This window comes from Rhodanobacter sp. Root627 (assembly GCF_001427835.1).
In the GTDB taxonomy this organism is placed as follows: domain Bacteria; phylum Pseudomonadota; class Gammaproteobacteria; order Xanthomonadales; family Rhodanobacteraceae; genus Rhodanobacter; species Rhodanobacter ginsenosidimutans.
In genome coordinates this window covers 347811-372889 of record NZ_LMGW01000004.1, presented here as the reverse complement: position 1 = coordinate 372889, position 25079 = coordinate 347811, and the positions used below count along the sequence as shown (strand labels likewise).

Annotated in this window: 22 protein-coding genes; 12 read left to right on the top strand and 10 right to left on the bottom strand. The window is 62.8% G+C overall.

Annotated features, from left to right (window positions below; translation table 11 throughout):
• Positions 1 to 9: 9 nt before the first annotated feature.
• Both ASD68_RS16235 and ASD68_RS16230 read right to left on the bottom strand, forming a co-directional pair.
• Positions 10 to 1224, bottom strand: coding sequence for a substrate-binding domain-containing protein (locus tag ASD68_RS16235; protein ID WP_056608674.1), 1215 nt, complete (start codon positions 1222 to 1224; stop codon positions 10 to 12).
• Between the two features lie 206 nt (positions 1225 to 1430).
• The gene (locus ASD68_RS16230) at positions 1431 to 2828 is read right to left on the bottom strand and encodes a Do family serine endopeptidase (protein WP_056608671.1); all 1398 of its coding nucleotides are present in this window, start codon (positions 2826 to 2828) and stop codon (positions 1431 to 1433) included.
• 345 nt (positions 2829 to 3173) lie between these two features.
• Here ASD68_RS16230 and ASD68_RS16225 point away from each other — a divergent pair, with 345 nt between their 5' ends.
• Positions 3174 to 5333 (top strand): adenosylcobalamin-dependent ribonucleoside-diphosphate reductase, encoded by a 2160-nt coding sequence (locus tag ASD68_RS16225; RefSeq protein WP_056608668.1) that lies wholly within the window; start codon positions 3174 to 3176, stop codon positions 5331 to 5333.
• Between the two features lie 189 nt (positions 5334 to 5522).
• On the opposite strand, the gene ASD68_RS17370 is transcribed toward ASD68_RS16225, so the two are convergent.
• Positions 5523 to 5921 (bottom strand): hypothetical protein, encoded by a 399-nt coding sequence (locus tag ASD68_RS17370; RefSeq protein ID WP_056608666.1) that lies wholly within the window; start codon positions 5919 to 5921, stop codon positions 5523 to 5525.
• Between the two features lie 160 nt (positions 5922 to 6081).
• Here ASD68_RS17370 and ASD68_RS16215 point away from each other — a divergent pair, with 160 nt between their 5' ends.
• From ASD68_RS16215 to ASD68_RS16200, 5 genes are all read left to right on the top strand, one after another.
• Positions 6082 to 6843, top strand: a complete 762-nt coding sequence (locus ASD68_RS16215; protein ID WP_056608662.1) for an NrdJb — start codon at positions 6082 to 6084, stop codon at positions 6841 to 6843.
• Between the two features lie 79 nt (positions 6844 to 6922).
• Positions 6923 to 8575 carry a DNA repair protein gene (locus ASD68_RS17035; RefSeq protein ID WP_156458447.1) on the top strand — a complete coding sequence of 551 codons (1653 nt, stop codon included), beginning with the start codon at positions 6923 to 6925 and terminating at the stop codon, positions 8573 to 8575.
• Between the two features lie 52 nt (positions 8576 to 8627).
• Positions 8628 to 9083, top strand: coding sequence for a hypothetical protein (locus ASD68_RS16210; RefSeq protein WP_056608659.1), 456 nt, complete (start codon positions 8628 to 8630; stop codon positions 9081 to 9083).
• Between the two features lie 114 nt (positions 9084 to 9197).
• Complete coding sequence (locus ASD68_RS16205) at positions 9198 to 9494, top strand: transposase (RefSeq protein ID WP_007082825.1); 297 nt, start codon at positions 9198 to 9200, stop codon at positions 9492 to 9494.
• Positions 9491 to 10354 carry an IS3 family transposase gene (locus ASD68_RS16200; protein WP_056608657.1) on the top strand — a complete coding sequence of 288 codons (864 nt, stop codon included), beginning with the start codon at positions 9491 to 9493 and terminating at the stop codon, positions 10352 to 10354. Before ASD68_RS16205 ends, ASD68_RS16200 begins: the two co-directional genes overlap by 4 nt.
• A gap of 306 nt (positions 10355 to 10660) precedes the next feature.
• Here ASD68_RS16200 and ASD68_RS17030 read toward each other — a convergent pair whose 3' ends face one another.
• The 3 genes from ASD68_RS17030 to ASD68_RS16190 form a co-directional block, all read right to left on the bottom strand.
• A complete protein-coding gene (locus tag ASD68_RS17030; protein WP_156458446.1) occupies positions 10661 to 10816 on the bottom strand; it encodes a hypothetical protein in 156 nt (51 codons plus the stop codon).
• A gap of 299 nt (positions 10817 to 11115) precedes the next feature.
• Complete coding sequence (locus tag ASD68_RS16195; RefSeq protein WP_056608654.1) at positions 11116 to 12069, bottom strand: restriction endonuclease; 954 nt, start codon at positions 12067 to 12069, stop codon at positions 11116 to 11118.
• A gap of 96 nt (positions 12070 to 12165) precedes the next feature.
• Positions 12166 to 13119, bottom strand: coding sequence for an HNH endonuclease signature motif containing protein (locus ASD68_RS16190; protein WP_056608650.1), 954 nt, complete (start codon positions 13117 to 13119; stop codon positions 12166 to 12168).
• 407 nt (positions 13120 to 13526) lie between these two features.
• Here ASD68_RS16190 and ASD68_RS16185 point away from each other — a divergent pair, with 407 nt between their 5' ends.
• The 3 genes from ASD68_RS16185 (at position 13527) to ASD68_RS16170 (ending at position 17706) form a co-directional block, all read left to right on the top strand.
• A complete protein-coding gene (locus ASD68_RS16185) occupies positions 13527 to 15155 on the top strand; it encodes a cyclic nucleotide-binding domain-containing thioredoxin-disulfide reductase (protein WP_056608648.1) in 1629 nt (542 codons plus the stop codon).
• A 173-nt stretch (positions 15156 to 15328) separates the two neighbouring features.
• On the top strand, positions 15329 to 15946 hold the full coding sequence (locus ASD68_RS17435) for a sugar O-acetyltransferase (RefSeq protein WP_304437676.1): 618 nt from the start codon (positions 15329 to 15331) through the stop codon (positions 15944 to 15946).
• 653 nt (positions 15947 to 16599) lie between these two features.
• A complete protein-coding gene (locus tag ASD68_RS16170) occupies positions 16600 to 17706 on the top strand; it encodes a hypothetical protein (RefSeq protein ID WP_235578772.1) in 1107 nt (368 codons plus the stop codon).
• An 85-nt stretch (positions 17707 to 17791) separates the two neighbouring features.
• Here ASD68_RS16170 and ASD68_RS16165 read toward each other — a convergent pair whose 3' ends face one another.
• The 4 genes from ASD68_RS16165 to ASD68_RS16150 all read right to left on the bottom strand — a co-directional run bounded on the left by ASD68_RS16165 (position 17792) and on the right by ASD68_RS16150 (position 22292).
• Complete coding sequence (locus ASD68_RS16165; protein ID WP_056608641.1) at positions 17792 to 19105, bottom strand: hypothetical protein; 1314 nt, start codon at positions 19103 to 19105, stop codon at positions 17792 to 17794.
• Positions 19106 to 19261: 156 nt separating this feature from the next.
• Positions 19262 to 19876, bottom strand: coding sequence for a CPBP family intramembrane glutamic endopeptidase (locus ASD68_RS16160; RefSeq protein WP_056608638.1), 615 nt, complete (start codon positions 19874 to 19876; stop codon positions 19262 to 19264).
• 173 nt (positions 19877 to 20049) lie between these two features.
• On the bottom strand, positions 20050 to 21138 hold the full coding sequence (locus tag ASD68_RS16155) for a DUF1615 domain-containing protein (RefSeq protein WP_156458453.1): 1089 nt from the start codon (positions 21136 to 21138) through the stop codon (positions 20050 to 20052).
• Positions 21139 to 21332: 194 nt separating this feature from the next.
• Complete coding sequence (locus ASD68_RS16150; protein WP_156458445.1) at positions 21333 to 22292, bottom strand: alpha/beta hydrolase; 960 nt, start codon at positions 22290 to 22292, stop codon at positions 21333 to 21335.
• A 460-nt stretch (positions 22293 to 22752) separates the two neighbouring features.
• On the opposite strand from ASD68_RS16150, the gene ASD68_RS16145 reads away from it, so the two are divergent.
• The 3 genes from ASD68_RS16145 to ASD68_RS16705 are packed head-to-tail and all read left to right on the top strand — an operon-like array spanning position 22753 to position 24962.
• Complete coding sequence (locus tag ASD68_RS16145; protein WP_082546116.1) at positions 22753 to 23667, top strand: sugar phosphate isomerase/epimerase; 915 nt, start codon at positions 22753 to 22755, stop codon at positions 23665 to 23667.
• 25 nt (positions 23668 to 23692) lie between these two features.
• Positions 23693 to 24631, top strand: a complete 939-nt coding sequence (locus tag ASD68_RS16140) for a VOC family protein (RefSeq protein ID WP_082546115.1) — start codon at positions 23693 to 23695, stop codon at positions 24629 to 24631.
• 55 nt (positions 24632 to 24686) lie between these two features.
• Positions 24687 to 24962 (top strand): hypothetical protein, encoded by a 276-nt coding sequence (locus ASD68_RS16705; RefSeq protein WP_082546114.1) that lies wholly within the window; start codon positions 24687 to 24689, stop codon positions 24960 to 24962.
• Positions 24963 to 25079: the final 117 nt, after the last annotated feature.

Below are 25079 nucleotides of genomic sequence, written 5' to 3'. Positions count from 1 at the left end.
TTCAGCCGTCTATTTATTGCCGAGGTGGAGCACCTGGCCGATCTTCAGGTTGTCGTTCTTCAGGTGGTTCCAGTCGCGCAGTTGCGCCACGGTGAGGTCGTGCTTCTTGGCGATCACCGACAGCGTGTCGCCCTTGCTCACGGTGTAGAGCTTGCTCGGCGCCGGCGCCACGGGCGGCGGGGTCGGGGCCTTGCGCTCCTCCATCGCCGTCCTGGCGGCCAGCGTCTTGGGCGAGGTGGGGGCGATCGCCGCGCCCGCGGCATAGGTGGCACCCGGCGCGGCCACCGGGGTGCGGCGGCGCGCACCCACGGCGGCCAGGATCTTGTCGCGCCGCGAACTGTCCAGCGTGGTCAGCGCGCTGCCATCCTCGAACGGCAGCACGGCGTGCTTGCGCAGCGCTTCCTTGGCCGGGTCGGTATGCATGAAATCGACGAACGCCTGCACCTGCGCGGCTTTGGGGCTGCGCGGGTTGGTCACCAGGTAGAGCGGGGTGAACAGCACGTAGCTGCCGTCGGCGACGTTGGCCACGGTGGCCGGCACGCCGTCGATCGACAGCGCCTTCAGCTTGCGGTTGCCCTGGATGTCCGACAGCGTGGCGGCGCCCAGCCCGTTCGGGTTCAGCGCCACACCTTCTTCCAGCTTGTGCGTGTTGACGTACAGGCGCGGCGCCGCCACCGGCTGGTTGCCGCGGCCGAACAGCAGGCTGCGCAGGCTGTATTCCACGCCGTCGCCGGGGCTGGCCACGGCGTACACGTCGATCGGCGCATTGCGGCCGCCCACCTCGCTCCAGTTGTGGATCCTGCCGTAGTAGATGTCGTGCACCTGTTTCAGGCTGAGGTTGTTCACCGGGTTGGAGGCCTGGGTAATCACCACCAGCCCGTCCCACGCCACCGGGGTGAACACCAGGTTGGCGTTCTGCGCGCTGCCGTCGCTGCCGCGGGCGCTGCCGGCCAGGTCGGCCGTGCCGCTGGCCACCGCGTCGATGCCCGAAGCGGTGTTGAACGGCTGCAGCTCGATATTGCCGTGGCCGGCCTTTTTCCAGGCGGCGGCCACTTCGCTGACCACGCCCTGCGCCGTGGCCACGTCGCCGCGCCAGATCAGGGTGGGGCCGGCGCTCTTGCTGGTGCTGGCCTTGTGGGCGTGGCTTTTCTTGGCGAAGGACGGGCTGGCGACGCTGGCGCCGATCAGGGCGACGGACAACAAACAGGCAAGACGGACAGACATGACGATGGAGAGCCCCGGCGTGGGTGGACGAGAAAGCGCGAGTATGTCGCTTCACCATCGCGAAATTGGTGAAGCAGACCCGGCATTTCAGCGGTCCGCCGGGGAAACATCAAGTTTTTCCCGCGGCTGGCACGATCCCGATGGCCTCCATGGCACCGCCAACCCCTTTCCGCAGGCGCTCCCGCGGAAAGCTGAACAGCCGGCGCTTACTGGATCAGCACGTAATGGCTGCCGTCGGCATCGGCCACCACCAGTACCAGTTGCCGCAGGTGCACGCCGGCCAGTCCGCGCAGCATGCGCAGGCTGACGATGCGCTGGTTGCCGATGCCGATCAGCATGTCGCCGGATGCCAGCCCGGCCCGCGCCGCGCGGCTGCCCGGCTGCACCGCGCTGATCGCCACGCCATGGATACCCTGGTCGCGCTGGCGCTGGCTCAATTCGCTGAAGCGTACGCCGACCAGGCGCGGGTCGAGCTGGCCGCCATCCAGCGTGGCCAGTTTTTCCGGGCTCAGCGTGGCGCTCACCTCGCGCTGCTGGCCGTCGCGCAGCAGGCCCAGCCGCACGCTGCTGCCCAGCGGCAGCAACCCTTCGGCGTTGCGCAACTGCTGCACGCTGCGCAGCGGTTCGCCGTTCAGCGCGGTCAGCACATCGCCCGGCTGCAGCCCCGCGCGTTCGGCGGCGCCGTCCGCGGTGACGCCGGTTATCACCACGCCCTTGGTGTCCTTCAAGCCCAGCGATTGCGCGATGCGCGGCGTGATCGCCTGCGTCTGCAGCCCCAGGCTGCCGCGCTCCACCTTGCCGTGCGCCAGCAACTGGCTCATCACCGAACTGGTGAGGTTGCTGGGGATGGCAAAACCGATGCCCACATTGCCGCCCGAGGGCGAGAAAATCATCGTGTTGATGCCCACCAGTTCACCGCGCAGGTTCACCAGCGCACCGCCGGAATTGCCCGGGTTGATCGAGGCATCGGTCTGGATGAAGTTCTGGTAGCCGCCCATGCCTGACCCATCCTGGCCCAGGCCCGAACGCCCCAGCGCGGAGACGATGCCCGAGGTCACCGTCTGCCCCAACCCGAACGGGTCGCCCACCGCCACCACGTAATCGCCCACCCGCAGCTGCGACGAATCGGCCAGCGGCAGCGCCTGCAACTTCACCGCGGGAATCTGCACCACCGCCACGTCGGTGTCCGGATCGGTGCCGATCAGCTTGCCCTTCATCGTGCGCCCGTCCTGCAGGGTCACGCTGATGTCGTCGGCACCGCCCACCACATGGTTGTTGGTCAGCACGTAGCCCTTGGCCGCATCCACGATCACGCCCGAGCCCAGGCTCTGTTCCACCCGCTCGCGCGGCGAGGCGGGCAGGCCGAAGAACTGGCGCACCATCGGATCGTCGAAATACGCATCGCGCACCTGCACCCGGGTACGGGTGGAAATGTTCACCACCGCCGGCGTCACCCGCTGCAGCATCGGCGCCAGCGACGGCATCGGCTGGCCATCGACCGCCGCCGGCAGCGCGGCATGCCCGGGTACCGGCAAGGCCGCGCTGGCCAGGGCGATCAGCAGGGTTGCCAGCCAGTGACGGGCACGAAAAAGGTGGCGGGACATCGGGTTCTCCTTGGCGTGATCGGCGCAGTTTCGACTGCGGGTGCGCCGCACGGTTCCGGCGTCGCACTTTCTTGCACCCATGCTGCTCAGCCACTTTACATCGGCGGTTGGCGGGGTTAACTTCCTTCTCCGTTCGCAACCACAACATCTTGTGTCTGCCTTACGGTAACCAAACAAGTGCTGGTGCCGGTTGCGCTATCCTCGGGGGAGGGCAAGGCCGCTGCCAGCAGCCATCAAACACCGCGGAAAACCGTGCCGAAACGCCACTTTCGGCCGTGTCGATCATCCAAAAACACCGCATCAACACCAACGGGGCCGCAAGGTACCGGGAGGTCAGGAAATCCAATGAGCACAGTCCGTGCACCAGCCGCAGGTACAGCCGTGAGTCGTGACGCCGTGGAGATCCCGCTGCAGCCCGCATCGCAGGATATCTGGGACAAGAAATACCGCCTGAAGAACAAATCGGGCGAGCCCGTCGACGCCGACGTCGACGGCACCTGGCAGCGCGTGGCGCGCGCCTTGTCGGACGTGGAAACCACGCCCGAGCTGCGCGAGCACTGGTACGAGCGCTTCCTGTGGGCGCTGCGCCGCGGGGCAATCCCCGCCGGCCGCATCACCTCCAACGCGGGTGCGCTGGCGCACAAGCCGGCCACCTCCACCATCAACTGCACGGTGTCGGGCACCATCCGCGACTCGATGGACGACATCCTGGAGAAGGTGCACCAGGCCGGCCTCACGCTGAAGGCCGGCTGCGGCATCGGCTATGAATTCTCCACCCTGCGCCCGCGCGGCGCGTACGTCTCCGGCGCCGGCGCGTACACCAGCGGCCCGCTGTCGTTCATGGATATCTACGACAAGATGTGCTTCACCGTGTCCTCCGCCGGCGGTCGCCGCGGCGCGCAGATGGGCACGTTCGACATCAGCCATCCGGACGCCAAGGAGTTCATCCGCGCCAAGCGCGAGGATGGCCGCCTGCGCCAGTTCAACCTCAGCCTGCTGATCACCGACGGCTTCATGCAGGCGGTGGAGCACGACCAGGACTGGCCGCTGGTGTTCCCCGTGCACGTCAAGGAAAAGGACGAGATCGACCTCGCCGACCCCACCAAGGTGGTGTGGCGCGAATGGCCCATCCACGAAAACTACGTGGACCGCGAAGACGGCCTGGTCGCCTGCAAGATCTACGGCACCATCCGCGCGCGGCACCTGTGGGACATGATCATGGTGTCCACCTACGACTATGCCGAGCCGGGTTTCATCCTGATCGACAAGGTCAACGAGATGAACAACAACTGGTGGTGCGAGCACATCCGCGCTACGAATCCTTGCGGCGAACAACCCTTGCCGCCGTACGGCTCGTGCCTGCTGGGCTCAATCAACCTCACCACCTTCGTGCGCGATCCGTTCGGCCCCAAGGCCCGCTTCGACTGGGACGAGTACCGCGACGTGGTGAAGGTGTTCACCCGCATGCTCGACAACGTGGTGGAGATCAACGGCCTGCCGCTGGAGCAGCAGCGCAACGAGATCATGGGCAAGCGCCGCCACGGCATGGGTTTCCTGGGCCTGGGCAGCACGCTGACCATGCTCAAGCACCGCTACGGCACCGCCGACGCGGTGGCGTTCACCGAAGAGGTCTCGCGCGAGCTGGCCGTGGCCGGCTGGGAAGTGGCGCTGGAGCTGGCCAAGGAAAAAGGCCCGGCACCCGTGCTGGCGCAGGAGTTCACCGTCACCGGCGACATGCTGCGCAAGCGCCCGGAAATGGTCGCCGACGGCTACAAAGTAGGCGACGCCATCCCCGGTCGCGTGCTGCATGCGAAGTACAGCCGCTACATGCAGCGCATCGCCACCGTGGCGCCCGAGTTGGTGAATGCGCTGGCCGAAACCGGCGCGCGCTTCACCCACCACAGCTCGATCGCGCCCACCGGCACCATCTCGCTGTCGCTGGCCAACAACGCCAGCAACGGCATCGAGCCCAGCTTCGCGCACAGCTATTCGCGCAACGTGATCCGCGAGGGCAAGAAGTCGAAGGAGCGCGTGGAAGTGCTCAGCTACGAGCTGCTGGCCTATCGCGCGCTGATCAACGCCGATGCCAAGCCGTTCACCGAAGAGGCGGAAAACAAGCTGCCCGCGTACTTCGTGGCCGCCGACGACATCAGCCCGAAAGAGCACGTGGACATCCAGGCCGCGTCGCAGAAATGGATCGACTCGTCCATCTCCAAGACCGCCAACGTCCCCACCGATTACCCCTACGAAGACTTCAAGGACATCTACTTCTACGCCTACAAGCAGGGCCTGAAGGGATGCACCACCTTCCGCTTCAACCCGGCCGCGTTCCAGGGCGTGCTGGTGAAGGAGTCCGACCTCGAAAACACGCTCTACCGCTTCGAACTGGAAGACGGTAGCGTGATGGAACTGAAGGGCAACGAGCAGGTGGAATACGACGGCGAAATGCATTCGGCCGCCAACCTGTTCGACGCCCTGAAGGAAGGCTATTACGGCAAGTTCTAAGGCACGCGCGCCCAGCCGGGCGCGCGTCGGCGTCGCACCCTCATCGACGGAGCACGGCATGCCAACCCATATCGATACACCGGCCAACAAAGGCGACGCATTCAGCGCCGACGAGCGCACCGGGCCATTGGTGTTGCCCGTGCTGCCCACGATCGAATCGATGGGTGCCGCGCCGCTGGACGCCAGGGCTTACGCCGCGCCGAAACGCAAGGCGCCGGTGAAGAAGGGCGCCGCGAAGAAGGCCGTATCGCCGAAGGCCGCCGCAAAAGCGGCACCGAAAGCGGCAGCAGCCAGGCGCGCGACCGCGAAAAAGGCGGCCGCGAAACCGGCAACGAAAACCGCGGGCAAGGTCGTGCCGCCGTACATCGTGAAAACCACCAGCAAGAAACCGGCGGCGAAGAAAGCTGCCGTTGCCAGGAAGGTGGCCGGCAAACCACCCATCGACAACACCGCGAAAGTCAGCAACAAACAGACGGCCAAAAAGGCCGCGCCCGCGAAGGCGGCAAAGTCCGCCAGCAAGAAGGCCGTCGCCAAGACGGCCAAGAGGTCCACTGCCAGCAGCAAACCGAGCGCCACGACGGCACGCAAGACCGCCGCCAGAAAAGTCGCCGGTCGAGGGAAATAGCCGCACCGCCCGGTCCGGCCTCGCGTCGGGCCGGGCACTTCTCCGCGTAGCGCGGAAACGAATACCAGTGCAGCGATCCGGCGCCACGCCGGCGGCACGCCACCCATTCAAAGAAGCGAAACCATGGCAATCAAGATCAACAAGAAGATCACCGGCTACAACGTCGTCAAACCCGAAGACAAGGCCGTCGCCGCGCCCGTGGCCCCTGCCGCGCCCAAGGCCGCGCCGACCGCTGAAGTGATCCAGATGCACGAAAGCGTCCAGCGCCCGGAATCCCTGGTCGGCTCCACCTTCAAGATCAAGTCGCCGCTGTTCGAGCACGCGCTGTACGTCACCATCAACGACATCATCCTCAACGCCGGCACCCCGCACGAACAGCGCCGCCCCTTCGAGATCTTCATCAACTCGAAAAACATGGACCACTTCCAGTGGATCGTGGCGCTCACCCGCATCTTGTCCGCCGTGTTCCGCAAAGGCGGCGACGTGACGTTCATCGCCGAGGAAATGAAGGCGGTGTTCGACCCTCGTGGCGGCTACTTCAAGGCTGGTGGCGTCTACATGCCCAGCATCGTGGCCGAGATCGGCGCGGTGATCGAGCAGCACATGAAGAACATCGGGCTGATCCATGATCCGGAGATGGATGAGGCGACGCGCAAGCTGATCGCCGAAAAGCGCGCGGCTTACGAGCAGGCCGGAGCAAAAAAAAAGGCTGACGTAAGCGCGGCTCCTGTGGGAGCGGCTTCAGCCGCGATAGCCTCCGCCGACACCGAATCCTCCGGCTTCCCGCCGGGCGCCACGATGTGCGCGAAGTGCAATACGCAGGCGCTGGTGCTGATGGATGGGTGCCAGACTTGTTTGAATTGTGGGTATTCGAAGTGCGGTTGAGCAATTTTCTCGTATTGTGTTAATTCAAAGGGCGGCAGCGATGCCGTCCTTTTGTTTGAAGAATGTATTGGGGGTAGAGATGGAAATCCAACAAGATTCGGATCTTGTCATCTGGCGAAATTGCAATATCGGCGCCCCCGACGCGGAGACGGATCGAGACCTACTAGCTTCTTGCTTCGTGGAGAATGGGTGCATTGAGCAGGTGCTTGATGTCGCCAGTCCTGCGTCGCTTATTGTCGGAAGAACAGGTGCAGGTAAAAGCGCTACTTTGATCCGACTTGAGCAGATCGCTCGCAACGTTGTTGAAGTTAACCCATCAGATCTATCTTTCAAATACGTGGAGAACTCCACTGTATTAAAGTTCTTTCGTGACTCAGGGGTTGATCTTGATATTTTTTATCGGATGTTGTGGCGTCACGTTCTCATAACCGAGCTTCTAAAGGCTCGTTATGATTGGTCGAATGAAGGCGCTGTCAGGAACTGGTTTGATGGGTTTTTTGAGAAGTTTAAGAGAGATCCGGTCAAAGCTCGCGCTCTGCGATATTTGCAAGAATGGGGCGATAAGTTTTGGCAGGACACTGAAGTCAGAGTCAAAGAGGTTACAGAAAAGATCGAAACGGAGCTGAAGGCTTCTGTGTCGGCGAGCTACATGGCTAAATTGTCGGCCGAGGGTGGAGCTAAGCTTTCCGAGGAAGAAAAGAGTGAGATATATACTCGAGGTTCGTCAGTAGTCAATAGAATTCAGATGAAAGAGCTTGCTAAGCTCGTTGCATTCTTGGCTGATGAGGTTTTTGACGATCCTCAGAAACCCTATTATATAACCATTGATAATCTGGACGAGCCATGGGTTGCCGCAGGAGCGAAGTTCTCGCTCATAAGATCCCTAATTGAAGAAATTAAAGTATTTCGAAAAATAAGAAATGTAAAAATCATAGCGGTTCTTCGTCAAGATTTGTTGGAAAAGGTCTACAACGAAACTCGAGATGGCGGATTTCAAGAGGAAAAATACGAAGCCTACTATGCGCACATCAAGTGGCGGGAAAAGGATCTTGAGGCGCTCATTGAAGTGAGAGTAAATGAAGTCTTTAAGCGAAAATATACAGGACGCAAGGTGATGCTCTCCGATATTTTTCCAAAAGACAGAGGGAATGAGCGCGCGTTACCATACATTTTAGAGAGAACTTTCCTAAGACCCAGAGACGTCATCTCATTTGTCAATGAGTGCCTAAGCTGCGCCGAGGGCAAGTCGCGGATTACTTGGGCGACACTTCATAATGCCGAGGAAAAATACTCCCAAAAGAGGTTCCGCTCGGTACTAGATGAATGGACGCAGTTATTTCCAAGTCTTAAGTATGCGGTGGGTGTAATTCGTGGATTACCTGAGAGTTTTATTGAGTCTGATATTAAGCAGGAGACGATAGATTCCTCGATACTAGGCGCTGCAGCGGAGGGTGCTGAAGATGAGCTTGGAAGGCTAGCTATTGATTTTCTTAGTCCTAATAAGAAAATTAAGTCCGAAGCTTTCACACGCGTTGCTCTATCAGTTCTCTATCATGTGGGGGTTATTGGCCTAAAGCAAAATGCCACGAGTCCTTTTGCCTGGGTCTACCGCGACGGGAAAAATTTCTCACATGTTGATATAGGTGTTGGGTGCCATTTCAGGATACATAAGATGTTTTGGAGGGAGTTTGGTGTTTCACCCAAAGCTCTTTCCTATGACTCTCATCAATGACGCCCCCTTTTCTGGCGCCGCCTTGCGAACCATTAACTTCTAGGAGTTCAAAATGAAGGGTTTTTTGGATCTTGATAGGGAAGGTAAAGATGCTGCGCCCTCATTGAGCGACGAGACCATCGAAAGCGTGGCAAAAGTCGTGGATAGTCTAACGAAGCCTTTTGCGGAAACTTACGAGAAAGGGAATTACCCGGGCTACCTATCGGTGCTCGGAGCGCTTATGATTTTTATCCCTTTGTTATCGAATGGTTTTCGGTTGTTTACATTGAGTACGGAAAGCCAGAGGCTCTACGTTATCGTGGGAGCTGCGCTGATCGTCATTGCGGGCGTTTGGATCTCTCTTCAAAATATACTCGTCTACAGGCTTCAACGTGCGAAGCAAGAGATTGCCTGCCGTATGCTGGCAATTAAGGTCGCCGCAATGGGCGAAGTGCAGAGAGCTGCTCTCGACTCCCTTGGGGAGGTCAAGGGAGACACCAGCGTGGATATAGGGTTCAAGGACAAGTGACGAAAAGGTGGCAGGGGCAATTTCCGCAAAAAAGGGGTCAAAAAAGGGTCAGGTTGAGATGGCCCGGGTTTGACGGACACCTTTGAACGGGGACAATCCCCTGGGAGGTGTCACATGGTCAAGCGCCAACGGTTCACCGCGGAGTTCAAGCGCGAAGCGGTCAGGTTGCTTGATGCGGGCGAACGTCCCGCATCGGAGGTAGCCATCGACCTGGGTATTCGACGGAACCAACTTTACAAATGGAAGGCCGAGCAGGTCCGATCCGGCGAGCTCTCCTTTCCTGGCTCCGGCCGCAAGCACGCGGACCAAGATTCGGAGATTGTGCGCCTCAAGCGCGAACTGGCGCGCATGACGGAGGAGCGCGACATTTTAAAAAAAGCGGCGGCGTACTTCGCCAAGGAACTGCCATGAAGTACGACTTCATGCGCTCTCACGCCGACCAGTTCTCGCTCACCGGCATGTGCCGTGTGTTGTCGGTCAGCCGCAGCGGCTACTACGCGTGGCGCGGTCGTGAACCGAGCGCCCGCCAGCGCGAGGACCTCACCCTGACAGCACATGTGCGACGCATTCACAACGCGTCGCGCGAAGCGTATGGCACGAGAAAGGTCTGGAAGGCGTTGGTCGCCGAGGGCATCGCCTGTGGTCGCAACCGTGTTGCGCGAGTGAGGCGCGAGAACGGCATCGAGGCTCGTCGCCGCCGTCGTTTCAAGGTGACCCACTACGCGCGACGCCACAAGAACACGGCGCCGGACCTGCTTCGTCGGAAGTTTCAGGCTGAGCAGCCCAACCAATGCTGGGTCGGTGATGTGACCTTTATCAGCACGCGGCAAGGTTGGCTTTACCTCGCCGTGTTGATCGATCTGCACTCGCGAATGGTCGTTGGCTGGGCCATGTCTGATCGCAATGACGAGCCGCTGGTGTCGGCGGCGTTGCGCATGGCGATCACGCATCGCCAACCAGCGGCAGGATTGATTCACCACACGGACCGTGGCGTGCTCTACAGCTCACGTAACTACCGTCGTCTGATGGCCGCCGATGGCCTGCTGCCAAGCATGAGCCGTCACGGCGACTGCTACGACAATGCCTGTGCGGAAAGCTTCTTCTCCTCGCTGAAGAACGAACTCGTTCACGGTGAGGCCTTCGCGACACGCGATGCCGCGAGGGTCGCCATCGTCAGCTACATCGAAGGCTTCTACAATCGCAAACGGCTGCATCAAGCACTCGGTTATCGCATACCTGCGGTTGTCGATGACGAGTCGATGAGTGCTTAATTAACGTGTCCGAAAAAGCCGGGCCACCTCAGGTTCATTTACAAACGTTTGAATGTGCTGTCGTTAGCCGGTGGCCCGTTGAAGCAAGAGCTTTCGTGCGCCTTTGGCGCGCGAGTAACTTTCTCTTGGGTGGCCAAGAGAAAGTCACCAAAGAGAAGGCCACCCTCCTCGGCGCTTGCCGGGCGTTGCCCGGCAAGTCCGTGAGTCGCGGCCGGGCTTTTCGACAGGGCGTCGTGCCCTGACGAAAAGGAGCCGACATCCATGTCGGCTCCCGCTGCGCGGCCTTGTCGTCCGCGACTCACCGCCTCACAAGGGAGTGAAGATCAACGGCAACGGCAAACGCAAACGCAAACGCAAACGCAAACGCAGCAGCAGCAGATGCAGCTGTTGCTGCATCTCCAAGCCGCGGGGGTCGTGACGCTCTGCTCTGGCGCGCGGGAGCGCGCTGCTCTTGATCTTCATTCCCCTGTGCAGCGGCGGGCGGGTGGCGGATCAGCCCGCAGGGTGACCGGCAGGATGCCGGTCAGTTTGGCGTCAGTCCATGGATGGACTGTCGACAAACCCCGCCGCCCGCACGCGGACTTTGCGGGCATTCATGCCCGGAAAGCGCGAAAGCGGGGTGGCCTCTCTTTTGGTTACTTTTCTCTGGCCACGCAGAGAAAAGTGACTCGCCCTCCGAAGGAGGACGAAAGCTTTTGCTTTGGCTTGTTTTTTTGCCGCCTTGGCGGCGGTGTTTCCGAAAAATGGTGGGCCCCTCGGCGTCAGCGTCGCGGCAGCTCCTTCGTCGTCTTCTGCAAAATCTTCATCGATTCCGCGTTCCTCTTTTTCCACTCACGCAGTTGTGCGTCGTTTTGTGCGTCGCTCAAGTACATGACCGCGTTCGAACGCTGCGGCGCGGCCTGACGATGTACCGCTTTCGGTTGAGGCACGCGTTGAGCATTGATGGCTGCGGATACGTTTACAGACGGCTGGCGATTGGTGGAGGGAGAGAGGGCTGCGATAAGCAGAAGGCCGGCGAACATGCTTCCCGCGAGCGCAAGCGGCTTATCCATCGGGCGGGTGACGGGCGCCGTGGCCGCCTGCAGTGTGCGTACCGTGGCGATTAGTTCGTCACCGTGGATGAGTTCGATGGGTTTTCCATGAGCGAAGCGCCGGGCGTCGCTGGTGTAGTCGCCGAGGGCGACGATCTTTACGGCGACGGCCTGGTGGTGCACAAGCAGGCCGTACATTGCGCGCACTTCTTTGACGCCGACTTGCCGGCTCTTCCATTGTTTGCATTGGACCAGCGTGATCTGACCCGCTTTGCGCAGGAACAGGTCGACGCCGCCGTCAGCACCGCCCAAGCCGTTTTCTTCGACGGAATAGCCTTGGCGGCGAAAAGCTTCGCCCGTCAACTGTTCGAATTGGCGCCAGCTCATCTGGCGCAGGCTGTCGATGCCGGTCTGCTTATCGAAGAGCTTCCGGCGCCGTGCGCGTCCGATGAATGAGCCGATAGCTGCCACCCAGCAGCCGACGAGCACCATCCAGCCCAGTGGCGCGTAGGTTCCTGCGGAGGCCAGATTTCCCAGCCCCGATAGATACGGGTTTCCGGTAGTGCTGAGATACCAGCCTATGCCGTAGCGGAAAGCCACGTAACCGAGCAGGCCGAGCACGATGCCCATCGGCCATGGCATGGCGGCCACAGCCTCAATGCCGCTTTGCTTGCGCTTCGCCATATCTCCCCCTGAGCTTTCCCTGGCATCCCAAAGATAACTTGATGTTTGCGGGAAGAACACGCGCAGGTGTCTTGAAAGAACGTGCCTCGTCGGCGGTCAAGCGTCTTTCGACCTTTGGCCGAAAAGTTTCCGGTGGTGTGCGAGGAACGATGTTTGTTCCGGGCGGAACCGCTCAACTTTTTTCTCTGGATCGATGGACCACCGCTCAAGCACGTCACCCGACAGTGATGGATGCACCCGCATTCGCCCGTCATTCTCGAAGGTGATGAATTGTTCATCGAACAGGGCGTCGACATGCGGCGAGAGCAGCAGGCCGTTGTGGCCGCTGAGGCGTTCCGCGTTGTTGGCTTCGCGCCACGGTTTGATATGGCTGGCGATAAGCAGCCGGGTATCGGTAACGCCAGTGACGCGGCAGGCGCCATCGAGCAGGATGACTTGCTTGCGAAAGAAGCCCTGGCCGATGCGGGCCTTGGCCAGTTGCAGGCGGTGGGTCTCGGGAACCGACGCATCGATCTCGATGCGGTGGATATCATCCAGGGCTTGTGCGTTTGGCTGCGGATCGATGACGTAGGCGGGCGGTTGGTCCAATTCGTGGGCCTGCTGTGCGCCAAGCAGTGCCATCAACACATGACCCAGGGCATCGGAGATGCCGGCCAGATAGCAACCCTGGTTGCCATTGCCGTTCTTTTGGATAGGCGAATTACGCTGCGGTAGCATCGGGCCGATGAGCTGAAGGTTTTCCTTCGGCTGGAGTGGCCGTTTAGTGCCCTTGAAGTCGACTTCGACCAGCCAGCCTTCATGGGCCCAGTAGTCGCCGACATTGCCAAATTCGATGGGCTTGGGACTCGGCGAAGCGGCGACGGTGACCCGGCCGATAGCACCGATGCGGCCGTTGGCGTACGAGAACACCATGTCGCCAGGCCGCACGAGCTTCATGTTCTCGTAGGTCTGGTTGAACGCGCCGTTGGTGTTCCGGTAGGGCGACCACAGGTAGCCGCCACGAACCTCGTGGTCGCGCGTCTGTTTGTGATTCACCCACCAAAAAGCCATTGCCCGCCCCCTGCGCACGAGGTTAGTGCAGAAGGCGGTTGTCGGAAATGCCCTTCACGTTCTCGGCAAGCTAAAAGCGGGTCAGGTTCACCTGCAACCGTTTGAACGCTTCGCCGCTGACTTGTAATTCGTGGGCTTCGGTCAAACCGCAGCCGACCCACCTCGGCGCTTGGCGGTCTGCACCCGGCAATCCGTGAGCCGTGGTTGAGCGGCCGACCAGGATTCAGCGTGCGCTGAAGCCGGAGAGACAGCGCACGGTCGTGGTCGCCTCCTTCCGCAAGCCAGGTCCAACACCAGGTTGCCAGTTTCGCCCCGTCGGCAGCGTTATGATCGTTCGCATGTGTTTTCCCCGGGAGCCGTCCATTCGGTAGGCGACGTGCTGGAACGCATCGCAGAGGCGGGGTCTTATGGAATCGATCGGCGACGATTTGCGCGTCATGCAGCGTACCCCGCTGGCGCCCGCGCACGTTGCCGCGTTGCGTGAGGCGGGTACGCAGGCGGTCTACGCGGCCGGCAGCTACCTCGCGCGCCCGGGCCAACTGGCCGATCGCTTCATCTATGTCGTTGATGGCGAAATCGAGCTCGTCAACGCCTACACCGATGAGCGTCATGTGCCATCAACGCTGGGGCCGACCCAGTTCATGGGGGAGATTTCGTTCCTCAACGGCGGCAGCTTCTCCATGCCGATGCGCGCCGTGTGCGATACGTCCGTGATCGAGGTGCCACGTGCCACGATGCTGACGTTGATGTCACAGATCCCCGAGATGTCGGACATCATCATCCGCGTTTTCTCCGCGCGCCGTCGCGGTCAGATCGAGCAACGCCACAGTACGCTGGTGCTGATCGGCGAGGAGCTCGACCGCGATGTCCGTTGCATCGCCGAATTCGCCACCCGCAACCGTATTCCCTACAGCTCGTTTGAGCTTGGCAGCGCCGAGGCGAACGCCGTGGCCGCCACGTGTTCGCTGGCGCCGGATCGTCCCGCCGTCATTTTTGGGCGGGATGCGATTGTCATCGATCCAACGCCGGACAAGGTCGCGCGTCTGCTCGGGCTCAACCTGGATCTGGTCGATGACGAGGATTTCGATGTGTTGATCGTCGGCGGCGGGCCGGCGGGTGTGGCGGCCGGCGTCTATGCCGGTGCGGAGGGACTCTGCGCGTTGGTGACGGAAGACATCGCCATTGGTGGGCAGGCAGGCACGTCGAGCCGTATCGAAAACTACATGGGTTTCCCTACCGGCATTTCCGGTGCCGACCTGGTGTGGCGTGGCGAAATCCAGGCGATGAAGTTCGGCACGCGTTTCGCCATGCCGCGTCGCGTCGCGCAACTGGAGGTGCTGGATGACGGCAGCTTTTGCGCCACCTTCGACAACGGCAGGCGGATTCGCGCCAGGGCGGTCGTGGTGGCGACCGGCGTGCAATATCGCCGCCTGCCGATCGAGCGGCTGGCCGAGTTCGAGGGCGCGGGCATTTATTACGCCGCGACCGACATCGAGGCGCGTTACAGCAAGGGCACGGAGGCGATCATCATCGGCGGCGGCAATTCGGCCGGCCAGGCGGCGATGTTTCTCAGCCGCACCGCGAGCCGGGTTCGCTTGCTGGTGCGCGGTCGATCATTGGCGGCATCGATGTCGAGCTACCTGTCGAGCCGGCTCGAAGCGGAGCCGACGATCACGATCGAATACGGTGCCGAAGTCAGCGCGCTGCACGGCAGCGATCATCTGGATGCGGTGACGATCCGCCACACCGCGCACGGGCGCGAAGAAACGGTACCGACCCGGGCGCTCTTCATCATGGTTGGCGCCGCCCCCAATACCGAGTGGCTGGCGGACCTGGTCAAGCTGGACGACAAGGGCTTCGTGCTCACCGGTGAGGCGGCCGGCGCCGACTCGCCCTACGCCGCCTCGCTGCCTGGCATCTTTGCGGTGGGCGACGTGCGCAGCGGATCGGTAAAGCGCGTGGCTTCGGCCGTCGGCGAGGGTTCGGTGGTGATCTCGAAGGTCTGGGAATTCGTCGATCGTCGGCGCCGGGCCTGATCGCTTTAGAGAAAAGATGCCGGGTTCATTGCCGTGGCCCTGGCCACGGAGCTCGGGCCTGCTTTCGAGGCGTATTTTGTACGGCTTCGGGGCGGGTAAATGAGTTCGATATCATTGCTTCCCAACATGTCGCGGTTTGGATTGAGTGTTGAAGACAGGCAGGAGAGGTCACCGTGACGCACCAGGCGCAGTTCATTGACGACAGGATGGCCGCGCTACTCGAGACGGATGAGGATCTGCGGCGCATGGTGGCGGGCGACTGGATGCGTTATCGCGCATCGCCCGCCCTGCAGGCGCTGACGCGCGAGGCGAACGCGACGTGTGCGGTGATCAATCGCATCTACTACGACGATGCGGAGGAGGCGATGCGCCTTTTCCACGGGCTCGTTCCCGGCGCGGGCGCGGGGATCGATTTTCGTCCGCCGATCCGGATCGACTATGGCGCGCGCCTGCTCATAGGCGACCGCACGTTTATCAATGCCGATTTCATGGTCATCGGCGGCGGTGCGGTAACCATCGGAGCGGACTGCCTGATCGGGCCGCGCTGCGGTATCTACACCCCCAATCATGCGGAAGACATCGCGCGCCGTCTCGACGGCTGGGAGCTCCCCAAGCCGGTCACCATCGGCAACAACGTGTGGATAGGCGGCTCGGTCACGATCACGCCCGGCGTCACGATCGGCGACAACAGCATTATCGGCGCGGGTGCCGTGGTTACGCGCGACGTCCCCGCTGGCGTCGTCGCGGCCGGGAATCCATGCCGCGTCATTCGTCCGATCGCTGAAGGTTGAACCCGATCGGGGAAGCGGAAGGGGCGCCGCCTGGTTAGCCGCCGCTTCTGCAAATGGCTTTGTCTTCGTACTGGGATGTCAAAGATGAAACTGGCGAGCTACGACTCTCCGTGGAAATGGACATACGCGGTCATGGCCACGTACGCGGCGCTCTCATTTCTGCTGGCCTTTTTCCCGCTCAACCATTTTCCCACGATCGTCGATTTCGGTTCGGTGCCCCTCATCAGAAAACTGATGGCATGTTCTGCCTATCCCGCACGAACCTATTTCTACTGGCATTGGATGATCGTGGGGCCCCGCTCATGCTTGCCCTGTTTGGGTTGGCGACTCCCATCAGATTGAAGCGCAGGACGACCAGAGAGGGCGCGATCCTGGCGTGCCTGGCCGTGCTCATCCTTTTCGGATTGGTACTGTTCCCATTGCTCGTCTGGGGCATCTTTTGGGACGGTTCTGACTGGACAAATTCCAAATTGGATCGAGCCCTTCGACACTCATGTACGTCCCGATACAGCATGGGCGAGTGCGGATTCATGATCATGACAGCGATGTGCTGCGGCGCGTGGATAGGCTTTGTCGCAACGTTGCGGGTAATTTTTGCGGCGTGTTGGGCCAGAGTTTGGCCGAATGCGGGCACGCTTGAATGAGTGCCTTTCATGTCCGCACAAATTTTTCGGGCCCGGCATTGCAGTGAGGCCAGCAGGCTCGTCACAATCGCCGTCTTGCCAATGGAAGGTGGGTCGGACATGCCTCAGCTCGTCAATCTTTTTCTGGTGGTTTTCGGCGTGATCGCCATCGGGGCAGGGCTGGCTGGGTTGCGCAGCAATCCTGCATCCTTGGTTGTGTTGATCGTTGGTATCGGCGTGATAGCGCTGGCGTATTTCAGCGACCGTCGCCGCGAGCGGCGGCGGGAGGAGCGCGAGCGCGCCGATGGTCAGCGTCGTCTCGACGAGCTCACCGGACGGGCCTGGGGGCCCGGCGATTCGCTGCGGGTTCCCCGTTCGGTCTGGGTGGTGCCAGTTGGCTTGTTGCTGGCCGCCGCCGGGGCAGGGGTCTGGCATATGGGGGTCACGACGTTATGGCAGGACTGGATTCCTGTCCTCGTCGGCGCGGTCTTTCTCGTGAGCGGTGGCCTGATCCTGGCGCGTACCTTGCCCGGTATCGGTCGTCCCGCGCTCGAACTGACTTCGGCCGGTTTCGCCACGCCGCTGAATGGCCGGATTGCCTGGCGCGATGTTTCCGGCGTCTTCCTCCATGCGGTCACCCACCGCAACGGTGTCGAGAGCTTTCGGCTGATGTTTCGCGTCAAGCAGTTCGCGCGCGTGGCCACCGCCATCCACTGGACCGATCGGCTGTTTGCGACGTTTCGCCTTGGTGCGCTTGCCCGTGGTGTGGTGGAGGTGGGTCTGCCGAAGTCGAAAGAGCCGCCGAAAGTGGTTTATGCGCTGGCTCGGCTGCTGTGGAAGCAGGCGACCGGCCACGACCACGACTGGAACCCGTTGATGTCCGACCAGTACAACGAGGCCTTGCAGCGGATGGAAGCCATCACGGCCCGGATGCAGGAGCCCGACGCCGTCGAGGCCTCGCTGGCGGACCCGGAACGACTATCGCAGGACATGGCACAACTGGACCAGGACATGGCCCTGATCGCCCGCGAACGCAGGCGCGAGTTGGTGCAAGCCAAGTGGGTGGGTGGCGTGCTTGTTGCTCTGATGCTGCTGGCCTTTGCGTGGCCTTGGGTTGGGAGGTTGCTGCGTTCTTGAGCCGACCGGCACCGGCAGCACCGGGAGCAGCAGGAGTCGACCCGGTTTCAACCCCGTGCCGAGCCATCGCTGCACCAATCCTCCGTCATCGCTGCCCGTCCCTCGGCAGCAACGTCCGCACGATCAGGACAGCCAGCAGCGGAATGCTGATCGCGTAGATGTATTGCGTGCGCGACACGCCGATGTTGAAGGGAAACCAGATGCCCGGCACGCCGATCGGGTCGAGCAGCTCGCCGCCGAACAGGGCGGCCAGCACCGTGGCCAAGGTGATGAGTGCCAAGGTGCGCGGCGGGCCACCGCAGACGATGCGCGCGACGATGACGACGAACAGCGCGAGCGAACCCAGCCGGCTGATGTTCGTCCAGGTCGGCAGGTGGGCCAGCGCGCCGACGATGCCGGCGATGCCCAGTACGACGGCGAGTGCATCGATGCTTCGCCATGCGGGCAGGCGCCAGCGGTTCCAGGCCAGCAGCCAGGCGGTCATCGTCGGTACCCACATCACCGAGGCCAGCCATGTGTAGGTGCGCAGATCCTGCAGGTCGGTCCATGACACGATCGCGTTGTTGAGCCGCCGGGCTGCCGTCAGCGCAAGCGCGATGCAGGCAAACACCAGGAAACCCTTGCGGTTGCTGTGTGAGCCGAACACGAGCGCCAGGGCGATGACCGCCAGCATGGCGGCCGGTTCGACCACATCGACGATGTATCCGGCGATGGTCCGCTGCCACTGCGCGCGGTGCAGCGCGTCGCTGGTGGGCCGTGGCGCCAGGATGGGCGCGGTGTGCATGCCGCCGGCCTCCGCGTTGGGACTGGGGCGCGCCAGCATGTAGATGCGGATGGCGAGCACGCCGGTGGTGCCTGCCGCGTCGGCGGGCAGCGCGAACCGCAGCGGCCGCGTGCCGACCAGGCGCGCGTCGGGGCCGAGCCGACCCGAGCCGCCCAGCAGCCGGCCGTTCCAGTACAGCGCATAGCCGTCGTCGACCAGGGTCGGTCCCAGGATGTCCCATGACGCGCTGGTGCCTGGCACCTTTACCGTGCGTCGATACCAGGCGTAGCCGTGATAACCCGGATGGCCGTGCGCGCTCCATCCGCCCACGTAGTCGGGCAGGCCCACGTCGCCATCGTGCTGGCCGGGTGGGGCGGTCAGGTCCATCGTCTGCCAGCCGCTGTCGTCGATGTCGGCGGCCGCCCAGCGCGGATCGTCGTCGGTGTGGAATCGCCACGTGCCGTCGAGCAGGGTGGAGGCGGCGCGCAGCGGCGCCGGATCGGGACGGCCACCGATGGCCAGGACGGCGATCATCAGGGCCACGGTCAGCAACGCCACGATGACGATGCCCCCGATCAATCTGCGTTGTGTCGCGTTGGCTGACCTTGCCGTCGAAGGGAGCGATGGAGGCTTCATGCGCTGGTCTCTTTGCCGTGATGTCGATGTCGTCAAGCAGGCCGCCGCCTGAAGTGGGTGAGATGGTGGCTCCCGGATCCGGGCAGAAATCGACGACGCGCCGCCTCGCAAGGGAGGGGAGATCAACGGCACCAGCAAACACCCTGTTGCCGAAGCTCAGGCCGCCGTGCGCGCAGCCACCATCAGGCACATCGTGACGTTCAAGGTGGCATGCACCAGCCATGGCCCCAGGATGGAGCCCGACTTGATGCGTACCCAGCCCATCGCCAACGCCAGCAGAAAGACCAGCGGCAGCAGTACCCACATCTGCGGCATCGTCTGCAGGATCAGCAGATGGGGCAGCAGGAAGATCAGCGCCTGCAACAGATCCGCCCACGCCAGCGGCATCCGTCGCGCCAGGCTCCCGGCGATCAGGCCGCGGAATACCAGCTCCTCGACGAAACCGGTCTGCACCACGCCGTAAAGCAGCGCCATCACGATCGCCTGCACGCCCAGCCCCAGCCCGGCAAAGACCCGTTGCGGCGATCCTTCCCGCAGGAACGGCGCCACCGGCGGTGACCACAGCAGCAGCACGCATGTCACCACCAGCGCTATTGCCGCACTGATCAGCAGATAGTGGACGCTCGATCCCCGCAGGCCTGCGCGGCCTGCGATATCGGCGAGGCGCCGCCGATGTCGCCATTTCTGCCAGACGAGATAACCCAGGAAGGGCACGCCCGCCAGCAACAGGACCGCCATCAGCGCATTCACGACAGGTGATACAAGCCACATGGTTTTTCCCTGTTTTGCGAAAGAAACGGGGATCCGGAGGTGGCTGACTTTCGAGCTGCCCTCCACCATCCGGCAGTTGCGCCGATGCTGTTACGGTCATCACGGGCGCCACAACTGCCATGCGTCATACAAGCCGGCAGTCCACGGTGCGGACGCGTGACGCGTCGCGCCCGCTATTTCGCCCGTGCCATGCAACGCTGCCAGCGCTGGTCCACGCGCCCGGCAAACCATGCGGTGGTGAGCTTGCGGGTGATCTTTGGACTCTTCAGTGTGATGCCCGGTAGCTGCGCGCGGGGCAGCGGTTTGCGTTCGATGGCCTCGGCCAGCGCATACAGGCGGGCGTAGAGTTTGCTGTCTGCAAAGTCGTGACTCTCGCCCTGTTCCAGGGCGCGATGGATGGCCCTGTCGCTCATGTCCAATTGCGCGGACACGCTGCGCACGGCCAGCTCGGTGGCGCCGGGGCGATCGCCAAAGCCGGCATCCGGCGGCAGCAGGTCGCCGTCCAGCGCCAGCGGGATGCCGGAAGCGACGCTCACCGCGTGCTGGAACGCGGCGTTGCGGCTGGCGTACCAGCCGGCGTTGAAATCGGCGAAGCGGTACAGCGGCCGCGGGTAATCCACCGGATAGCCGAGCAGGTGCGCGATGCCGAAGTACATGCCACCGCGCCGGCTGAACACCTCGTCACGGATCGAGCGCTGCAGCGGATACGGATAATCGTGCGCATGCGCCTCGGCGAACGCGATGCTCACCTGCATTGGCCCGCCCGTGTACACCGGATTGAAGTCGCCGAACAGGCGCTTGCCCAGCGGAACCATGCCGATGAAATCCTGAAAGATCCCGCTCAATTGCTTCTCGGTGCGCGCCGCCGCCAGCCGTTCGCTGTAGCGCCGGCCATCGGGCGACTTCAACCACAGCGCCGCGTCCACCAGGAAACCGGGCACGTGTTTCGCCGCGGCACGGCGGTCAATCTCCTGCCGCGCGATCTTCGCCAGCCCCGGTACGACGGGGTCGACCTTGAAACCCGATTCCTGTTCGGTCACCGCCAGCACCGCACACAGGTTGGCCACCTCCGGTTGGATGCCTTGTGCGGCGAAGGCCACCTGGATGTCGGTGGCCCAGCCCTCGCGATCGGTCACGCCGGCCGGCATCAGCCGCACTATCTGCGCGCGCACCTGTGCCGGGCTGCGCGGCGGTTGCGTTTGCTGGGAGGCGCAGCCAGCCAGCAATGCCACCGCCAGCCATGCAGCCACGCGGCTGCGCATGGTGGACCGGAACGGATGGCCGGGGTCTGCAGCTGGCATGTTCATGTCGGGCCGGTCATCTGCCAAGCCAAGAACCGCGGTGGAGCAGCAAGTCGACGTGACTCGCACGCTTCACCGGACAAAAGTTCGGCGGCGGGTGGTGCCCGCCGCCGTGGTGTGGCGCGTTATTGCGCGATTGCACGCCGGTACGAGATTCAGTGCGCCGGCTTGATCCAGCCGTGCATCGTCAGCCAGCGGGAGAAGTCGCCGAACCAGCCGGTGCTGGTGGTTGTTTTCTGGTACATGCCGAAGCCGTGGCCGCCTTGCTCATACAGGTGGAATTCCACCGGGCGCTTGGCGTCGCGCCAGCTCTGGATGAGGCCGAAGCCGGCATTGCCGAAGAACGGATCGTCGGCGGCCAGCGCCACGAACATGGGCGGCGCATCGGCCGGTACTTTCACCGCGGCGAGCGGGCCGTAGATGAGGCCGATGAAGGCGGGCTTGGCGCTCTCGACGTTCAGTTCGGTGGCCAGCGTCAGCATGGCGCCGGCGGAGAAGCCGACCATGCCGACCTGGTTGGGGTTGACGTGCCATTTGGCGGCGTTCTTGCGAACCAGCTCGAAGGCGGCGCGCGAGTCGGCGAGCTGCGGGGCGAGATCGGAGATGACATCGCTTGCCTTCGGCTCCGGTCGCTTCGCGGTCGACGAGAACATCTTCTTCATCGACTCCTCGAACCCGGCCATGTCCTTGGGCGTCTGCTTGAGCCGGTACTTCAGCACGAAGGCGGCAACGCCCTGGGCGGCAAGCGCCTTGGCCACGTCCGAGCCCTCGTTTTCCATCGACAGCGTCCTGAAGCCGCCACCCGGTGCGACGATGACCGCTGCACCAGTGGCCTTGCCCGCATCGGGCAGGTAAGGCGTGAGCGTGGCGACGGTGACGTTGCGCGCGAAGGTGCTGCCGTACTGGCTGTGCCACGACTCGCTCGCCGTGGCATTCGGCAGCGCACCGGTTCCCAGCTCGATGGCGTTGGCCTGCGCAGGGGTGGGGATCGGGGTCATCTTGTCGTTCTGCGCCTGGGCCGGGGCGGCGAGGGCGAAGGCAAGCGCCAGGCCCAGGGTCAGGCAGGCGTTACGGCTGGAACGGCGCACTTTCGTCATGCTTTCCACTTGCTTCACGCGATCTCTCCTTCATGGTCGATGGTCGCTTTGATCTTACGTAAAAAATCGCGCGTGTGCGGTTGTGATCCATCAATCGACAGCGATTTTGTGCATTCTTTTCGAACTGCCATATTCGTTTAGCCATCCATATTGCGTCGGTTTTGTTATCTCAGATGCTGCCCTCCAGACATCACCGCCATCTGTCGCACACTCGGCCCGCCGCAGGCATTTTTTGATCGGGGGCTTCTCCACACCGAGAGATACAACCAGACGAGGGTCTTCCCACGCTTGCCGCTGGAGATGCGTGGTCAGTATGGGAAGGCCGGCCGCGATGCGTTATACCTACGCGGAGGGGCACGAGCGACACGGCGCATGTTGGCGCCACATCTGACGCCGTCGGCAGGGCTTGCGCTGCCGGAGGCGATGGTTTTCGCGCACGGCCGTCGCAACGACGGCCGGCGCCAAGGGAGAGAACGGCATGACGATGACGAGGCGCGAGATGCTGGGCGTATTGGGTGTAGTGGGCGCCGGTGCGGTGGCAAGTGTGTTGCCGCGCTTTGCGTGGGCGGCCGGGCGCGGCTATCCGTGGCCGCTGGGCGTGCAGCTGTGGTCGGTAAAGGCCGAGCTGGATCAGGATTTCGAGGGCACCTTGGCGCAGCTTGCGAAGCTGGGCTATCGCGAAATCGAAACGGCCGGCCTGCACGGACGCACGCCGAAGGCGTTTCGCGAGGCGATCGTGCAGGCCGGGTTGAAGCCGGTAAGCGCGCATTTCTCGATGGGCGACTTGTTCGCCGATGCCGCCGCCCGCATCGCCGAGGCGCAGGCGATGGGCGTCCAGTGGATCGTGGCGTCATCCCCGCGGCCGGACAAACCGCTCAAAGAGGGCGACTGGATTCCGGCGATCCGCGATGCCATGACGCTCGACGCCTGGAAGAAGAACGCGGCCGAGCTCAACCGGGTCGGCGCGCTGGCGAAGGCGGCGGGGCTGAAGCTCGGCTATCACAATCATCCGATCGAATTCGCCGACTACGACGGCCAGCGCGGCTACGACGTGATCCTGAAGCACACCGACCCGGCGCTGGTGAAGCTGGAGCTGGATGTCGCCTGGGCGGTCGCCGGTGGCGTCGATCCGATCGCGCTGCTGAAGAAGCATGCCGACCGGATCCGCCTGCTGCACATCAAGGGCCTCAAGGCGCGACCTGCGCCCGGCACCTATGGCAGCGATTTCGCCAGCGGGGTGATCGGCGCCGGCGACGTGATCGACTGGCCGCCGATCTTCGCCGCCGCACGCCAGGCCGGCGTGGTGCATGCGTTCGTCGAACAGGAGCCGCCGCACATCCAGCCGATCATGAAATCGCTGGCGGCGTGCCGCGACTATCTGCAATCGCTGTGATCAAGACCATTATCGGGGAAGCGACATGACGGACAGAAAATTCGCGTTCGGCGCGGTGGTGATGGCAGGAGTGATGCTGCTGGGCGCAGCGACAAGCCCAGCCTTGGCGAAGGATGTGCGCCCGGCGATTACGGGCGTGTCGCATCTGGCCGTCTATTCGACCGACCGCGCGGCCAGCGAGCATTTCTACACCGTGATCCTGGGCGCCAAAAAGGGCGCAGACCCGGAGACGGCCGCGGGCGTGCGCTATTACTTCAGCCTGCGGCAATTCGTCGAGGTACTGCCCGCACCGGCGCATCACGGCAAGAGCATGCTGGCGCACGTGGCGTACAACACCGTCGACGTGTCAGGCCTGCGCGCCTATCTGCTGGCGCGTGGCGTGACCGGTGCGAGTGCGCTGCACCGTGGCGAAGAGGGCGCGTGGTTTTCGGTGCACGACCCGGAAGGCAACGAAGTGCAGTTCGTGCAGCCCGCCACCAGCGACACCACCGCCGTGGCCGGTGCGATCAGCGGGCGCATCATCCATGTCGGTTACCTGGTCCACGACCGCGCAAAGGAAGATGCCTTCTACCGCGACATCCTGGGCTTTCGCCCTTACTGGCACGGCGCGATGAAGGAAGGCGCCGTCGACTGGATCTCCCAGCAGGTGCCCGATGGCACGGACTGGCTCGAGTACATGATGGTGGGGCCGGGATCGACGACCCCACTTGACCATGTCGATGCCCATCAACTGGGCGTGCTCGACCACCTCTCGCTGGGCGTGCCAAACATGGAGGCGGCGGTGACGACACTGATCGATCAAAACCGCCTGAGCCCGCGCCACGACGGCCCGCAAATGGGCAAGGACGGCAAGTGGCAGGCGAACCTCTACGACCCGGACGGCACCCGGGTGGAACTGATGGAATTCCAGCCCGTCACCAAGCCGTGCTGTTCTCCGTTCACCGCCGAGAGCCCGAAACGATGAGGGCGTTTTGCTTCGCGTCGATGTGTCGGGCTCGCGTCTCACATATCGAAAAACCATGACGAAAAGCTACGACCCACCGCTGGCCACCAACCCGCATGCTCCTCTTTACCGGGTCGATAAAGGGATCCGGTCAGCCCAGCAACGGCTGGACGCCGCCATCGATGCGAAACGGCATCACACCAGCCAGAACCTGGCCCACGAAGTGATCAAGGAAGCACGCGAAGGACTCAAAAAGTCTGAACAGTTGCGCGCGCTCAGAATCAAGGAACTTGCGCGGCAGGCGGGGGCCGAGGCGGTTGGGAAATGGCCGGACGAGGGCCACGGGGTCTAGCCTCGAGGCCCATCCCCGGCACGTTGGCGCCCCTGACATCACGTGTTTTACAAAGACGACTGCGCACCCATGCCGTGCCGTCGCCCACGTTGACGAAATCGACGTCCATGTCGACTC